Here is a 15,855-nt window from a genome sequence, read left to right as displayed (position 1 = left end):
GATAGATTGCCGTCAGCGCTCTGTCCGGAGCGCATGCCGCAGGTCTTGCGCGGCAAAATCGATGAACGCTCGCAACGTCGGGCTCAGGTGGCGGCCGGATTGGTACAGGATGTGCACCGGCAGCGGCGCGCGCGCGTATCCGTGCAGGATCTCGATCAGGCTGCCGGCCGCGATCTCTGCCGCGACATTGATACGTGGCAGCCGCGCGATTCCCAGCCCGGCAAGGGCCAGCGCCTTGAGACAATGGGAATCGTTCGCCCGCATATCGCCGGAGACCTTGAAATCCATCTCGGCCCCGTCAACCTGAAACGGCCAGCGCACGAAATGCGCCGTCGCATCCATGCTCAGGCAATTATGCGAGGTCAGGTCCGCGGGCGCGGCGGGTTCGCCACGGGCGGCGAGATAGGCGGGGCTTGCTACCGTGCACATGCGCACATGCCCGGCCTTGCGGGCAACCAGAGTGGAATCCGACAGCCTGCCCGCGCGCACCGCCAGGTCAAACCCCTCTTCGACAAGGTCCACCCGGCGGTTCACCACAGATACCGAGATCTCGGTGCCGGGATGGTCCTGTTTGAACCGCGCCAGAGTGGAGGGCAGAACGAATTGCCCCAACATCATCGGCGTAGTCAGCCTGACATGCCCGGTCAGCCGCTGATCCGTGTCCCCCAGCGTCTTCAACGCCTCGATTTCCGCGGTGATATGGCGCAGCTTGGAAAGATAGGCCTGACCCTCTTCGGTCAGGTGCAACGACCGGGTGGTGCGGTTGATCAGCCGCAGACCGGCCCATTCCTCGAGCTCGCCGATCTGGCGACTGACCGCGGAAGGCACGATGCCCAGAACATTGGCCGCGGCGCTGAAGCTGCCCTGCTCGGCAACGTTCTGAAACACCGTGAAGGAACGCAATAGGTCCACCCTGTTTCCCCAACCCCGCCATTCATCAGAATAACTGAAAGCTTAAATCATTTCTGCGGTATTTTTCAACAGACAGAACAGTCCTAAATCGGGGTCTTCACAACGCAAGAACAAGGAATGACCCCATGAAAATCCTTCTTATCGGTGCCACCGGAACCATCGGCAAAGCCATTGCTGCGGAGCTGAGCGAACACGACATCATCACCGTCGGCAACACGCGTGGCGACTATCAGGTTGATCTGACCGACGCGGGTTCGATCGCCGCGCTGTTCGGCAAGACCGGCAAGGTTGACGCGGTGATTTCCACCGCTGGCAGCATCGTGTTCGGCCCGGTGGCCGAGCTGACCGAAGCGCAGGTCACCGAGGCACTGGACGGCAAGGTGACAAACCACCTTAACCTGTTCCGCGTGGCCAAGGATTACATCAACGAGGGCGGCAGCCTGACCCTGACATCCGGTGATCTGGCGCAGAATCCGATGCCCGGCGGGGCTCTGGTCAGCCTGGTCAACGGGGCGCTTGACAGCTTTGCCAAGGCGGCGGCGCTGGAAACCGGAGCAGCCCTGCGCGTGAACAGCGTCAGCCCCCATTTCGTCAAGGAAACCATGGAGATGATGGGCATGGACAGCAGCGCCGGCATCTCTGCCGCCGACACCGCCAAAGCCTATCGCCACGCGGTTGAAAGCACCGAAAGCGGCAAGGTGTTCGACGTTCCCGATTACATCTGAGCCTCTGCCCGCCACCCGTTCGGGGCTGGCGGGCGCAAGGCTCCCGACTACTCCGACATTCCAACGAGGACAACATGACACAAGAACGCAAAGCCGCCATCATCACCGGCGGCGGATCGGGCATGGGCGCGGCAACGGCCCGGCGTCTGGTCCGCGACGGTTGGACCGTCACCATCTTTGGCCGCACGCTATCGAAGCTGAATGATTGTCTGGGCGAACTGGACCAGCCCGAGCGCACCCTGGCGGTGCAGGGTGATGTCAGCGTGCGCACAGATGTACAGCGGTTGATCGACACGCATATTGCACGGTTCGGACGGCTCGACGGGCTGGTCAACAGTGCCGGCGTGGCCGTTGGCGGGCCGATCGACACCATCACCGAAGACACCTGGCAAAAGGTGATGGCGATCAATACCAACGGCGTGTTTCACACGATCTCGCTCGCCGCGCCGCATCTGAAACAGGTCAAGGGATCGGTGGTGAATGTCTCATCCGTGTCCGGCCTTGGCGGCGATTGGGGGTTCAGCCCCTACAACGCGGCAAAAGGCGCGGTCAGCAATTTGACCCGCGCTCTGGCGTTGGAACTGGGCGGTCAAGGCGTGCGCGTCAACGCGGTCGCCCCCAGCCTGACCAAGACCGACATAGCGGCCTTTGTGTGGGAAAACGAAGAATCGATGGCCCAGTTCAGAAACCGCATTCCGATGGGGCGGGCTGCAGAGGCCGATGAAATCGCCTCGGTGATCGCATTCCTGCTGAGCGAGGGTGCCAGTTTCGTCAACGGTGTGAACCTGCCGGTCGACGGAGGCACCCATGCCTCGAACGGGCAGCCCAACTTTTTCTGACAACCCGATACCGGAACCTGTGCGGCCACCCCGTCGCGGCCGCACATCATTCACTGAAATTTGGAACAATCCCATGACACTACACCCCGTCATCGCCGATCTGGCGACCCGCAAGACTTCGAAACGCTATGACCCCACCCGCCGCGTGACGCAGGACAAGCTGGACGTGCTGTACGAGGCGCTGCGGCTGACCGCCTCCTCGATCAACTCGCAACCGTGGAAATTCATTGTTGTCGACTCCGAGCCCGCCAAACGGCGCCTGGAAAGCACCTTTGCCCGCAAGAACCCGCATAACCGCAAACATGTCGCCGACGCCCATCAGGTCATTCTGATGGCCCATAACCCGGCCTATTCGCGCGACGACTTTGCGCATGTCGTGGATCAGGACCTCGCCAATGGGCGCGGCACCCCGGCAGAACGAGACGCGGCATTGTCCAAGTATTCCTTTGCCGAAACCAAGACGGATGCCAATGGCAAGAACGGCGTCTGGACCATGGCGCAGGTCTATATCGCGCTTGGCAACGCCCTGCACACGCTGGCACGGCTGGGCGTTGACGGCACTCCGATGGAGGGGATCGACCCCGAATTGATCAGCGAGGTGTTTGCCCAAGAGCTCGACGGCTATGTCTGCGAGGTGGCGCTGGTGGTTGGTTATCACCACCCGGAAGATCGCAACTCGATGCTGCCCAAATCGCGCCTGCCGCTGGACCGCGTGCTTCGCGTCATTTGATGGCCTGCGCGGTCTCCCGGCATATCGGGGGCCGCGCGCTATCCGTTCCGATGATAGTCCAAATCAGTTTTAAGAATTCGACTCCCCATATTTTATACCAAATAGTACATTAACCATCCCTGAACAAGGACAGCATCGAAAAACTTAGGGGTGGCAATAGTTTATCCATATCGAACCGAGGGAGGAACCAATGGGTCGTGTCGAAGGAAAGGTCGCAATTGTCACCGGTGCGGGGAGCGGCATGGGGCGGTCGCATGCGATCGTGCTGGCGCGCGAGGGGGCAAAGATTCTGGCAACCGATCAGAATGAAGCCGGTCTGGAGGAGACGGTCGCCCAGATCCGCGAAGCCGGTGGAACCGCCGAAATGCAGCGCCATGACGTTGCGGATGAAGCCAATTGGAACGCGGTGTTCGAAACGGTCACCGGAACCTTTGGCAAGCTCGACATCCTGGTCAACAACGCCGGTGTCGTTACCGTGGGCAACACCGAGGACTGCACGCTGGAGCAATGGGACTCCGTGTTCAATGTCAACGCACGTGGAACCTTCATTGGGGTTCGGGGGGCCGTCCCCCTCATGAAGCAGAACGGCGGCGGCTCGATTATCAACGTGTCGAGCACCTTCGCGCTGATCGGGCGTGCGGGGTTCGGGATCTATTGCGCCTCGAAGGGTGCGGTCCGTTTGTTGACCAAATCGGTGGCCGCCGAAGTTGCCGAAGACCAGATACGCGTGAACTCGATCCATCCGGGACTGATCGAGACCCCGATGACCGAAGAGATGATCGACACCCAGGAAAAGCTCGATTTCATCCTGGGATCGGCCCCGCTGCGCCGCGCCGGAACGCCCGAGGAAGTGTCGGCTCTGGTGCTGTACCTTGCCTCGGACGAATCCCGGTTTGTCATCGGCTCGGAAATGGTGGTCGACGGAGGCATGGCCGCGATCTGACCGCCCTGCGCCGGGGCCACCGGCCCCGGCACCTGACCGCGATCAAGAACAGCACCACATTCGGTATGAGATCCGCGGGTACAGCCGCCTGACGATCGCATCACGAGAGTCCGCGCCGATCTGTACCGCCCGGCGCGCTGCCAAAAGCGGCCCGGAGCCCCGAGATACTGCCCGCGAGCGTGACCGGCACGAAGCCGATATCGAACCCACCGGTTTCCGTGTCGCCATTGCCCAGGACGTGCAATTGCACCGGGTCGAGTTTCCGGCCCGCCCAAACCCGAAACTGATCGCTGTGGATCCCCGGATTTTGGCCGACTCCCTGCCGGATTGGCCGCGCCGGGTAAGGTGCATGGTTGGGGTATCGGTTGGCGGAACCAGTACCTATAACCAACAGGAATGCAATCGTCCTTATTCGGAATATGAAGGAATCGTGAATCTGGCCCACCCTATGGGACAAATGTAACCAAAGGCTGGACATGACAGAATTTGCCGGGAAAATCGGACGCACCGCCGCCGAAAGCACGCCTTGGTGGCCAGAACCGCGCAATCGCGATGAGCTGCCCCCGAACATCATCACCATTATGTTCGATGACACCGGCTGGTCGGATTTCGGCTGCTATGGCTCGGAAATCCGCACGCCGCATATCGATGCGCTGGCGACCGGCGGTCTGGTTTACAACAACTTCCACGTCACGCCGCTGTGCTCTCCCAGCCGCGCCAGCATGCTGACCGGGCGCAATCATCACAACGTGGGCATGCGCTGCCTGTCGGATACCGATACCGGGTTCCCCAACAGCCGGGGCCGGGTGCGGCCGGATGTTCCGATGCTGCCGTCGCTGCTGCGGTCGCAGGGCTATGCCACCTACATGGTGGGCAAATGGCACCTGACACCGGCACAGGACATCACCCCCGCAGGCCCTTTCGACACCTGGCCGACGCAATGCGGATTCGACCGGTTCTACGGGTTTCTGGGCGGTTGTACCGATCAGTTTTCTCCCGAGCTCTACGAGGACAACCACGCCGCCGAGCCGGAACTGGGCGAGGGCTATCATCTGAGCGAGGACCTGACGGATCGGGCCATGCACTACCTGCGCGAGCATGTGAGCTTTCGACAGCGGGATCCGCTATATCTGAACCTCTGTTTCGGGGCGACCCATGCGCCGTTCCAGGTGCCCAAATCCTATATCGATCCCTATGTGACGACGTTTGAAAAGGGATGGGACCAGACCCGCAAGGACCGCCTGAAGCGACAGATCGACATGGGGTTGGTGCCCGAGGGAACCGCGCTGACTCCGCGCAATCCGGAAGTGCCCGAATGGGACAGCCTCGATGGGGATACCCGCCGCCTGTTCACCCGGCTGCAAGCCTGTTTCGCCGGCTTCCTGGAACATACCGACGACCAGATCGGGCGGCTGGTCGCCGAGTTGAAACGGCTCGATCTCTTTGACAACACGATCATCATGATTCTGTCCGACAACGGTGCCAGCCGCGAGGGCGGGCCCAACGGCGCGGTGGATACCAACTCGAACTATTCCGGCCAGCCAGAAACGGTGGCGGAAATGCTGCCCCGTATCGATGACATCGGCGGGTCAAAGGGGCCGGCCTTTTATCCCGAGGGCTGGGCGATGGCGGGCAACACCCCGTTTCGCCGCTACAAGCAATATGTCGAACTGGGCGGGGTGCGTTCGCCGCTGGTGGTGCATTGGCCATTGGCGCTGCACGATCGCGACAAGACCCGCGACCAGTTCCTGCATGCCGTCGACATTGCGCCGACGTTCTTGCAGCTGGCCGGTGCGCCACGCGCAAGCGCCTTTGACGGGCAGAGCTTTGCCGCCAGCTTTGAACAGGCCGCCGCCCCCGCCCCCCGGCGGACCCAGTATTGGGAGATGTTCGGGCGCAGGGCGATCTATGCCGACGGGTGGAAAGCGGTGTCGCAACACGAAAAGGGCGACGATTATGCCGGGGACGACTGGCGGCTGCATGATCTGGCCAGCGATTTCTCGGAAACGCATGACCTGGCCGCGCGGCATCCCGGCAAGCTCAAGGAGTTGCAGGATCTCTGGTGGCAGGAGGCCGAGGCAAATGACGTTCTGCCGCTGGATGACCGCACCTTGGTGGACATCATCAAGTTCCGCCAGCCAAACGGCATCATGTCCGCGCACGAGGTCACGCTTTATCCCGGCCCGACCCATGTGCCACAAACCAGCATGATCACCTCGTCCGAACGGTCGATGGAGATCACCGCCCATTTCCGGGGGGCGGTGGGGGCTGCCGAGGGGGTTCTTATCTCGGCGGGCGACGGGCTTGGCGGCTATACCCTGTTCATCCGGCAGGGCGCATTGTGCTTTGAACATGTCCGCATGGGGCATCGCGTGGGGGCTTCGGCAGCGTTGGACCAAGGCGCGACGACCTGTGGTATCCGGGTGATGGTGAACCCGGATGCCGGTGCCGTCGCGACCCTGGTTGCCAATGACCGCGAGCTTGCCCGGCTTGTCATTCCCAAGGTGGCGTTGCATCTGTCCTTTTGGGGGCTGGATGTGGGGCGCGACGCGGGCCTGCCGGTATCGACCTCATATCCGCCCGGCTTTGCGTTTTCCGACACCGTGCTCGACCGGGTTGTCATGCGCTTTCTCGAAGACACGCCCGCGACGGATACCGCGCGTGTCGCAGAGATGACGGAATGACCCGCTCGGTACCCGCCACACCCGAATCGAAACGAATAACAAAGGGCCAACCCATGATCACGAAACGTGCATTTCTCTCGGCAACGCTTGCAATCGGGATCGGCTGTCTTGCCCTGCCCGCCAGTGCCGACACCCGGGATTTCACGCTGCAACTGGGCTGGCTGCCCAATGCGGCCTCGGCGGGCGAGATCATCGCGCTTCAGAATGGGTATTTCGCCGAGGCGGGTCTGAACGTGACCATCCTGCCCGGCGGGCCAAGCGCCAACACGATCCAGGAACTGATGAGCGGCACCGCCGATGTCGCCATCGGTTACGCGCCGCAAATCATGTATGCCGTCGACAAGGGGTTGCCGCTGGCCTCGTTCGGGGCCGCGTTCCAGAAGGCGCCGCTGACCTTTTATTCACTGGCGGGCAAGAACATCACCTCGGTGGCCGCATGGAAGGGCATGCGCGTCGGGGCCGGACAGAGCGCCGCGCCGCAGATCGCGGTGCTGCTCGACAATGCGGACCTGACGCCTGAGGACATCACCCATGTTCAGGCCAACGTCCCGGCGCTGATGCAGGACCAGGTCGACATCGTCGCCGCATGGCCAACCAACGTCGCCCAGATCGGACCGATCCTGTCCCATGAGGGCGGTCATAACACCCAGACCATCTGGGATAACGGCCTGCAATTCCAGTCCAACTATTACGTTGCCACGACGGATACGCTTGCCGACGACGCCAAGACGCTCGAAGCGTTCCTGGGGGCGGTGGACCGGGGCTGGGCCTGGGTGGCGGACAACCGGGACGAGGCGCTTGCTATCCTGCTGGACTACGCCCCGGCCCTGCAGGCAGACCGCGAGGCACCGGCGCTTGGGATCATCATCGACGACTATATCTATACCGATGAAACCGCCACGAACGGGTTTGGCCACGTTTCCGCCGCGCGCTGGCAGGATACGCTGGACCGCTATGCCAAGCTGGGCGAGATTTCCGCGGACATAACCGCCGCCGATGTCCATACCGGCGCAATCCTCGACGCGGTCGAGCGCAGGATGAAAGACTGAACCATGACCGGCGGGCAACCATCGCACGAGGCCGGGGCCGCGGAACAGTCGGCCCCCGCGATTTCGCTTTCGGGCGTCAACGTGACCTTTGGCTCGGGGTCCAGGGCGGTCGAAGCCGTCGGCAATGTCGATCTTGACATCGCGCAGGGCGAGTTCGTGTCGCTGATCGGCCATTCCGGTTGCGGCAAATCCACGCTCTTGCGGGTGATAGCGGATATCCTGCAACCGACTCGGGGGCGCGCGGAGATCCTCGGCAAGACCCCGGATGTCGCCCGCCAGGAACGCATCTTTTCCATGGTCTTTCAGCAATCGGTGCTGATGCCCTGGGCGACGGTGATGGAAAATGTCTGCATGCCTTTCAAGATCGGCGGCAAGCGGGCCACCAAACCGTCAGAGGCCATGGACCCGATGGAGGCGCTGCGCCTCGTGGAACTGGACGGGTTTGCCGACGCGCGGCCCTCGAACCTGTCCGGCGGGATGCGCCAGCGGGTGGCGATTGCCCGCGCGCTGGTTACCCGGCCGCGCATCCTGTTGATGGACGAACCTTTCGGGGCGCTGGACGAACTGGTGCGCGACACGCTGAATGTCGAGCTGTTGCGCATCTGGAAACAGAGCGGCATGACGATCATCTTTGTGACGCATTCGTTGCAAGAGGCGGTTTTCCTGTCGCAACGGGTTGTTGTCCTGAGCCGCCGGCCCAGCCGTGTCGGCGGTATCCTGGATGTCGACCTGCCGGATGAACGGACATTGGAACTCAAGGACGACGCCCGCCTGGGTGCGCAGGTGGCGCGCCTTCGGGGCTTGCTGGACGCGGGGTAAACGCATGGCTGACACGACCACAGACACCACCAACGCCGGCACCGGGCGCGGCCTTGCATCGCGCCTGCCCTCCCAGGGGCCGGTGCGGGTCGCGATCATGGGCGGGATCGGGCTGTCCTCCATCCTCGTGCTCTGGCAGGCGATCTGCGTGGTGTTTGCGGTGCCGGAATACCTCGTCCCCACGCCGGTCGCGGTGTTCAAGGCCATGGGCAAGGATTGGGCGCTGTTGCTGGACAATGCGGTTCCGACGATCACCGAGGCGTTTTTCGGGTTCATCATCGGCAACACCATCGCGATTCTCGTCGCCATCGCCTTTGTCTACAACAAGGTGATCGAAGAGATGTATTACCCGGTCGCCATCCTGATCAAGACCATCCCGATCGTGGCCATCGCCCCGGTTCTCAAGCTCATCCTCGGCAACGGCATCGAACCCAAGATCGCGGTCGCGGCGCTGATCTGTTTCTTTCCGACGCTTGTCAACGCGGTGCGCGGGTTTCGCGCGGTCAGCCCCAACCTGCTGGAACTGATGCATGTGCTGTCGGCCTCGAAAACCGAGGTCTTTCGCTATGTCCGCATCTACGGTGCCCTGCCCTATGTGTTCTCGGCGTTGAAAATCTCGGTCACCATGTGTGTTCTGGGCGCGATTGTCGGGGAATGGATCGGGGCCAACAAGGGCATCGGCTATATCCTGATCCAGAGCATGTTCGATTTTGACGCGCCGCGCCTGTTTGCCACCATCCTGACCGCCTCGGTGATCGCCATCACCGGGTTCGCGATCGTGTCGGCGGTGGAAAAGGCGATCATCACCTGGGACCCCGGTGAATCCGTGTGAGCGGCTTGCGCCGCGGCGATGGCCCCGATACGCTTTGGCACGCCCCATCCCCTTCGGCCTGTCAATCCGCCCCGCCCATGCCGCGCCACCTGCCCAACCTGACCTATATCCGGCAATTCATCACTGTCGCCGAACAGGGCAGCATCAGCGAGGCCGCGCGCAGCCTGAACATCACCCAGCCGGCCCTCTCCAAGAGCCTGCGCAAGCTGGAACAGACGGTCGGCACGCCGCTGGTCGAGCGTTTCGCGACCGGTATCCGCCTGACCAGCGCGGGCCAGATGTTCCTGAACCACGCACAGGTCATCGCCCTGGAGTATGAGCACGCGCTCCAGAACATCCGGAACGTGATCGAAGACCAGGACAGCACGGTCAACATTCTCGCCGGTCCGATCTGGTCCAACACGGTGGTTCCGGCGGTGCTGCCACAGTTTCACCGGCTGTTCCCGCGCATTCGCCTGAACGTGAAATCCGTGGGCGCACGCGGGGTTGCGGAGGATCTGCTCATGGGCAAGGCCGAGATCTTTGCCGGGGCGCTTCTCGATCACGAGATTCCCGGCGAACTCGAGGTACAGCGGGTGGTTAAATCCGGTCTTGGCGTTCTGGCCTCAAACGCGCATCCGCTGGCCGGACGCGCGCATGTCTCGGCGCGGGATCTGGCGAATTTCCCCTTTGTCATCTATGCGCCGTCGTCGGAAATCTATGACTATCTGGCGGCGTTTCAGTACCGCCACCAGGCCCCGCTCCCCAAGGTCGTGCTCGAAACATCGTCGCTGCAATCCTGTCTGGAGATCGTCAAGAAAGGTGAATTACTGCTGTTTGAAACGACCATGATCGCAAACAGCGCCTATGGCTCCGGAATCGTACCGCTCAGGATTGGCGAGGTGCTGAACCCCTATGATGTGGGATTGGTCTATCGTCCGGCGCTGAAGAAGATCGCGCATAACAACCGGCTCTTGCGGATCATGCGCTCTGCCATGCTCGACTTTGTGCAGCCATGAATACCGCGACCCGGCGCACGTGACGGCGCGCGCCGGGTGGTCTCTTGCGCGGCTGCGGCTCAGCCGAACATCCGTCCCGGCAGGAACAGCGCGATCTGCGGCATCAGCAGGATCAGCACGACCGCCAGAAACATCGCCAGCCAGAACGGCCAGATGCCGCGAAAGATGGTATTCAGCGACACCCCCGGCGCGATCCCCTTGACCACAAAGACATTGACTCCGACCGGCGGCGAAATCAGCGCCATCTCCAGCACGATCACCATCAGCACGCCGAACCAGATCAGATCCACGCCCAGCGATTCCAGCAGCGGCTGTACCAGCGGCACCGCCAGCACCAGGATGGCAAAACCCTCCATGAAAGTGCCCAGCACGACAAAGAGAAGCAGCACCGCGATCACCACCTGCGACGCCGAATATCCCTGTGCCTCGACCCATTGGGTCATTGCATAGGTCACGCCGGTAAAGCCGATGAACGTCTTGAAGACAAAGGCGCCAAACAGGATGAAAAACACCATGCCGGTGGATTTCAACGTGCTTGTGGTCACTTCGCGCAGGGTCTGCCAGGTGATCGCGCGACGGATGAAACAGACGATCAGCGCGAGAAAGGCCCCGATGCCCGCCGCCTCGACCGCCGAGAACACCCCGGAATAGATGCCGCCAATGGTCAGCAGGATGATCCCGATGATCCAGAGCGCCCGGCCCAGTGCCGCGACCCGCTCGCCCATCGTGTCGACGCGGGCCGATTGCGGTGCCTTGCCCGGGTTGAGCGCCACCACGACATAGATTGCCGCGATGAACAGCACCGTCAGCAACAGCCCCGGCAACACCCCGGCCATGAACAGCCGTCCGATGGATTCCTCGGTCAGGATGGCATAGATCACAAAACCCGCCGAGGGCGGGATCAGGATGCCCAGCGTGCCGCCCGCGGCAATCGCCCCCGTGGCCAGACCGTTGTCGTATTCATAGCGTTGCATCTGCGGCAGGCTCACCTTGCCCATGGTCAACGCCGCCGCCAGCGACGACCCCGACAGGGCCGAGAACCCGGCGCATCCGACGATGGTAGCCGAGGCAAGGCCGCCCTTGAGATGACCGATCCAGCTATGCGCCGCGTCATAGAGATCGCGGCTCATGCCCGAGATGCCGGCGAGATTTCCCATCAGGATGAACAGCGGCAGGATCGTCAGCGAGTAATTCGTGGCCTCGCCAAAGATCTCGCCCGCCACCACCGGCAGGCTCGCCACCGGGCGGATCATCCAGATCCCCGCGGCCCCCACCAACAGCATCGCCGCCCCGACCGACATGCGAAACAGCAGCAACAGCATGAGCGCGCCAAAGCCGACAAAGGCAAGTGTCGTACCGTCCATCAATCGGTCTCCTCGAACGGGTCGTCGCCGCCCCAATGCCCCAGCCCGGCGATCATCTGGTACAGCAGCAGCGCCGAGATCAGCGCCATCGACGCGGCAAGCAGGTAATAGAACGGCTGGTGCGGGATCAGCATGTTCTCGGTGTTCAGGCCACAGGCCAGCCCGCAGGACCCCTTGAGCGCCAGCGCATAGGCCGCATAGCCACAGATCAGGCAACCGGCCGCGCGGATCGCCACGTCGGCAAAGCGCAATGCCTTGCGCCCGAGAAGGGCCGAGATGATGTTGACGCTGATATGCACACCATGCACGCCGCCATAGGCGACCCCGGATGCGACAACCACCGCCAGCGTCATCGACGACATGTCGCCGATGCCAAAGATCGGATCGCGCAGCGCATAGCGCCAGAAAACCGACACCACCGTGATCAGCATCAGCACAACCAGCGCAACCCCGCCAATCACCGCAAAGGCATTGGCCGCATGGTGAAACCACCGCTCGACAATCCCGGCGGTGCCCTCACGGATGGGAGCGCCCATGGTTCATTCGCCTTTCATCAGGGCTTTGACCTCGGCACCGGTCAGCCCCTGGCCGACCACGCTGGCCTCCCATTGATCCAGCGCCGGCTGGATCGCCGCCTCCCAGCGGGCGCGCTCCTCGTCGTTCAGGGTGATGATCTCGACCCCGTTTGCACGCGCGGTCTCGATCCCCTTGATCGCCAGTTCGTGATAGGTCTCGGCACCTCGCATCGACAGCCACTTGCCCGAGGCCTCGTCAACCCAGGCCTTTTCCTCGTCCGACAGCGAGTCATAGATGCCCTTGTTCATCAACAGCGCAAAGGACGTGACCGAGCCGGGCACGTTGGTGGTGATGTAATTGGCCGGTTCGTCAAGCTTGAATGACAGGTTGGCCGACGGATCGATGGCAATCGCGTCAATCACCCCGTTCGCCAGGTTCTGGTTGACCACCGAGACCGGCTGCGACGCCGCCGACGCGCCCTGGGCTTCGATAAAGGGCGCATCCTGGGCCGATGACACCCGCACGATCAGCCCGGCCATGTCCTCGAGCACCCGCACCGGCTTGTCCTTGGTATAGATCACGTGCGGATCGTTGGCCCAGACCGCCAGGATCTTGGCGTCGAACTCCTTTTCCACCACGTCATAGGCGCGCCACAGGGCTTCGGTACATTCCAGCGCGCTGTCGCAGATCCCGGGCGTCGTGACCGAGGTGGTGACCGGAAAGAGCTGCGCGGTATAGCCGGGCGGGTGAAAGACGATATCCGCCACGCCGTCCCGCAGGATCGAATACTGCTTGGGCGGGGCCGAGTTCAGCGCGCCACCGGGAAACTGAGTCACCGTCAGGGCACCCTGCGACAGTTCGGCCAGCTTTTCCGCAAACGGCGTGAACACCGCCGCGTTCATCGGGTGCTTGGGGCCCATGAAATAGGCCAGCGCCAGGTCACGCGCCTGGGCCACCGGGGCGGCCAGGATGGCCACCGTCGTGGCAATAGCAGTCAGTCTGTACATGGTTTCCTCCTGGAATGGCTTGCAATTGCGGCGCGGGCAAAGATGCGCCGCGGCGGTGGTCAGGTTTCGAATGGCAGACCGATATATTCATAGGCCAACGCGTGCTGCGCGGCTTCGGACATCAGCAGCAGGTCGTAATCGTTTTGGCGGATCTTCTGTTCGAACGGGTCTTCGCCGGGGAACACGTGCAACAGCTTGGTCAGCCGCCACGAGATGTTTTCCGCCGACCAGACCCGGCGCAGCGCGGTATCGGAATAACCCGCGATCAGGTCGCCCTGCCCCTGTTTGAAAAACGCCACCAGCGCGCGTTGCAGGTAATGTACGTCCGAAAACGCCAGGTTCAGCCCCTTGGCACCGGTCGGCGGCACGATATGCGCCGCGTCCCCGGCCAGGAACAGGCTGCCGTGACGCATCGGCTCGGAAACGAAACTGCGCAGCGGGGCCATGGATTTCTCGATCGTCGGACCGGTCTGGATCTTCGCGGCCACCTCTGCCGGAAACCGGCTGAGCAGCGTCTCCCAGAACCGCTCATCCGGCCAGTCCTGGGGCGTGTCGGTGATCGGGGCCTGCACGTAATAGCGTGACAACATCGGGTTGCGCTGTGCCGCCATCGCCATGCCATCGCCGTGATAGGCATAGATGAAATCGTCCAGCGGCGGCTTTTCGACCATCACGCCCATCCAGCCAAAGGGATAATCCCGCATGTATTCGCGGCGGTGGCTGTCGGGAATGGCCCGGCGCGATGGTCCGTGAAACCCGTCACAACCGGCGATGAAGCGGCAATCGATCCGGTGCGTCGCCCCGTCCCTCTCATAGGTCACATGCGGCGCGTCGCTGTCGATATCATGCAGCGCGACATGCGCCGCCTCGCAGATCACCGCCCCGCCGTCGCGGTCGCGCGCGGCATAGAGATCCTCGGTGATATATGTCTGCCCATAGGCCATCATCTGCTTGCCGGTCCATTTCTTCACGTCGATGAAGAAATCCGGCCGGTCCTGCCACAGGATGCGGGTGCCGTCCTTGGGCTTGCCGATCTTGTCCATCCGCTCGCCCAGACCGTAATCGCGCAGCATCTGCACGGTGTTGTGCTCGAGCACCCCGGCGCGGATCCGGCCCAGCACATATTCCCTGGACTGGCGTTCCAGCACCACGTTGTCGATACCGTTGGCGTCAAGAACATGGCTCAGCATCAGCCCCGCGGGGCCGCCGCCAATGATGCAGACCTGTGTTTTCACCTCACACCCTCCTGATGCGGAGTTTGGTTTTGAGGTCTGTGCGGCAGAAGGCGTGGAGGAAGCAGGTTTGTTCCGAGATGTCGAGCATTTCGCGGGCGGTGTCGTCGGATTCGGAGGTTTCCAGGTAGACATGGGTTTCGATCGGGTCGGTCTCGCCGGCCTTGCCGGTGCCGCCGGACGCGCCGCCGAGGCTGAAATGCGTGTCCTGCACGATGCGGTAATCCGGCAGGTCGAGCTTGAGCATCGACACGAACCGCCCGAACTGGGTCATGAAACAAAACCCGATCCCCGCCGAAATCAGCGTGTTGGCGTCGGGCGCGCGGCCGTCCTCGGAGGACAGGAAGCGGAACGAGGTGCCGTAGGGCGAATATTGCATCTGCTGGATCTCCTTGATCCCGTCCGCGCGCAACTCTGCCACCGCCCCGATATTGAGCCGCCGGTCCTGCTCGTCCGCGAGGCTGCCCGCCGAACCCGAAGTGCCCAGAACCACGTCTTTTTTCGGCGTCGGGCCAACCGGTTCCATCAGCGCCAGATCGCCCGGTTCGGCTTGCGATTTCGCGAAATGGTTGCCCGGATCGGGGAACAGCGCGGCGTCCAGCTCGGCCACCTTGGCGGTCGCCAGCGCGCTGCCGTTCTTGCCCAGCTTGAACAGGCTCTCGAGCTGGCCGCGCATCAACCCGTTCAGCGGCGAGGCATAGGTCGCATCCAGCAGGAACTGGTACAGCGCCTTGTCGTCCAGGTCGCAATCGATCTCGACCTGCAGATCGATATTCTCGGCGCCACCCACCATGGTGCGCTTGGGCATCGAGCCCTTCATCGTATAGTAATTATCCTGGATCAACCTGAGCTTGCGAATCTCGACACCCCGGATTTCCGCCAGCGCGGTGATCTCGTTCATGAAGCTCGCGACCATGCCGCTCGACAGAAAGGCCAGCGGACAGGGTGCCGCGTCATGCCCGTTCAGATAGGGCCCCTCGTCCGAGACCAGCCGCCAGGTCACACCGGTCCGCGCCGAACGCACCAGCGCCTCTTTCTGAAACCCGCTCAGCGACCGCACCCAGCTGCGCAACGCATCCCCCTTGCGGTTCTGCGGCGCATCAATCGACACATCATCCGCATTCGACACACGAAAAAACGCCGGCAACGCACTGCCACGGATCAGGTCTTCTCCAAGCTTCGACATCGGGTCTCTCCTAGGCTGC

General features: G+C 62.6%; 16 protein-coding genes. 9 read left to right on the top strand and 7 right to left on the bottom strand.

Features of this window, described 5'->3' with window-relative positions; translation table 11 throughout:
• Positions 1-12: 12 nt before the first annotated feature.
• A complete protein-coding gene (locus ACP15R_RS21270; RefSeq protein WP_424988083.1) occupies positions 13-912 on the bottom strand; it encodes a LysR family transcriptional regulator in 900 nt (299 codons plus the stop codon).
• 125 nt (positions 913-1,037) lie between these two features.
• Between ACP15R_RS21270 and ACP15R_RS21265 the strand changes: the two genes are divergently transcribed.
• The 4 genes from ACP15R_RS21265 to ACP15R_RS21250 all read left to right on the top strand — a co-directional run bounded on the left by ACP15R_RS21265 (position 1,038) and on the right by ACP15R_RS21250 (position 4,149).
• Complete coding sequence (locus tag ACP15R_RS21265; RefSeq protein ID WP_424988082.1) at positions 1,038-1,637, top strand: short chain dehydrogenase; 600 nt, start codon at positions 1,038-1,040, stop codon at positions 1,635-1,637.
• A 74-nt stretch (positions 1,638-1,711) separates the two neighbouring features.
• Positions 1,712-2,476, top strand: a complete 765-nt coding sequence (locus ACP15R_RS21260) for an SDR family NAD(P)-dependent oxidoreductase (protein WP_424988081.1) — start codon at positions 1,712-1,714, stop codon at positions 2,474-2,476.
• 73 nt (positions 2,477-2,549) lie between these two features.
• Positions 2,550-3,206, top strand: coding sequence for a nitroreductase family protein (locus ACP15R_RS21255; protein WP_424988080.1), 657 nt, complete (start codon positions 2,550-2,552; stop codon positions 3,204-3,206).
• A 190-nt stretch (positions 3,207-3,396) separates the two neighbouring features.
• Positions 3,397-4,149 (top strand): SDR family NAD(P)-dependent oxidoreductase, encoded by a 753-nt coding sequence (locus ACP15R_RS21250; protein ID WP_424988079.1) that lies wholly within the window; start codon positions 3,397-3,399, stop codon positions 4,147-4,149.
• 100 nt (positions 4,150-4,249) lie between these two features.
• On the opposite strand, the gene ACP15R_RS21245 is transcribed toward ACP15R_RS21250, so the two are convergent.
• Complete coding sequence (locus ACP15R_RS21245) at positions 4,250-4,399, bottom strand: hypothetical protein (protein WP_424988078.1); 150 nt, start codon at positions 4,397-4,399, stop codon at positions 4,250-4,252.
• 226 nt (positions 4,400-4,625) lie between these two features.
• Between ACP15R_RS21245 and ACP15R_RS21240 the strand changes: the two genes are divergently transcribed.
• Genes ACP15R_RS21240 through ACP15R_RS21220 form a run of 5 tightly spaced genes read left to right on the top strand, consistent with a single transcriptional unit; the run spans position 4,626 to position 10,531 of the window.
• Positions 4,626-6,833, top strand: coding sequence for an arylsulfatase (locus ACP15R_RS21240; RefSeq protein ID WP_424988077.1), 2,208 nt, complete (start codon positions 4,626-4,628; stop codon positions 6,831-6,833).
• A gap of 53 nt (positions 6,834-6,886) precedes the next feature.
• The gene (locus ACP15R_RS21235) at positions 6,887-7,882 is read left to right on the top strand and encodes an ABC transporter substrate-binding protein (protein ID WP_424988076.1); all 996 of its coding nucleotides are present in this window, start codon (positions 6,887-6,889) and stop codon (positions 7,880-7,882) included.
• 3 nt (positions 7,883-7,885) lie between these two features.
• On the top strand, positions 7,886-8,701 hold the full coding sequence (locus ACP15R_RS21230; RefSeq protein ID WP_424988075.1) for an ABC transporter ATP-binding protein: 816 nt from the start codon (positions 7,886-7,888) through the stop codon (positions 8,699-8,701).
• Positions 8,702-8,705: 4 nt separating this feature from the next.
• On the top strand, positions 8,706-9,533 hold the full coding sequence (locus tag ACP15R_RS21225) for an ABC transporter permease (protein ID WP_424988074.1): 828 nt from the start codon (positions 8,706-8,708) through the stop codon (positions 9,531-9,533).
• Entirely contained in the window at positions 9,530-10,531 is a 1,002-nt protein-coding gene (locus ACP15R_RS21220; protein ID WP_424988072.1) for a LysR family transcriptional regulator, read from the top strand. The genes ACP15R_RS21225 and ACP15R_RS21220 overlap by 4 nt, the downstream gene beginning before the upstream one ends.
• Before the next feature lie 59 nt (positions 10,532-10,590).
• Here ACP15R_RS21220 and ACP15R_RS21215 read toward each other — a convergent pair whose 3' ends face one another.
• From ACP15R_RS21215 to ACP15R_RS21195, 5 genes are read right to left on the bottom strand one after another with little or no spacing between them, the layout of a single operon-like run.
• Positions 10,591-11,895: a TRAP transporter large permease gene (locus ACP15R_RS21215; RefSeq protein ID WP_424988071.1), complete on the bottom strand. Its 1,305-nt coding sequence runs from the start codon at positions 11,893-11,895 to the stop codon at positions 10,591-10,593.
• On the bottom strand, positions 11,895-12,431 hold the full coding sequence (locus ACP15R_RS21210; RefSeq protein ID WP_424988070.1) for a TRAP transporter small permease: 537 nt from the start codon (positions 12,429-12,431) through the stop codon (positions 11,895-11,897). Before ACP15R_RS21210 ends, ACP15R_RS21215 begins: the two co-directional genes overlap by 1 nt.
• A gap of 3 nt (positions 12,432-12,434) precedes the next feature.
• Positions 12,435-13,418, bottom strand: coding sequence for a TRAP transporter substrate-binding protein (locus ACP15R_RS21205; protein ID WP_424988069.1), 984 nt, complete (start codon positions 13,416-13,418; stop codon positions 12,435-12,437).
• A 59-nt stretch (positions 13,419-13,477) separates the two neighbouring features.
• The gene (gene pobA, locus ACP15R_RS21200; RefSeq protein ID WP_424988068.1) at positions 13,478-14,653 is read right to left on the bottom strand and encodes a 4-hydroxybenzoate 3-monooxygenase; all 1,176 of its coding nucleotides are present in this window, start codon (positions 14,651-14,653) and stop codon (positions 13,478-13,480) included.
• Position 14,654: 1 nt separating this feature from the next.
• Entirely contained in the window at positions 14,655-15,836 is a 1,182-nt protein-coding gene (locus ACP15R_RS21195; protein WP_424988067.1) for an OsmC family protein, read from the bottom strand.
• Positions 15,837-15,855 lie beyond the last annotated feature (19 nt).

This window comes from Microbulbifer sp. S227A (genome assembly GCF_049800935.1).
Note: the sequence above shows the minus strand (reverse complement) of the source record. Positions and strands in the feature narration are given on the sequence as shown.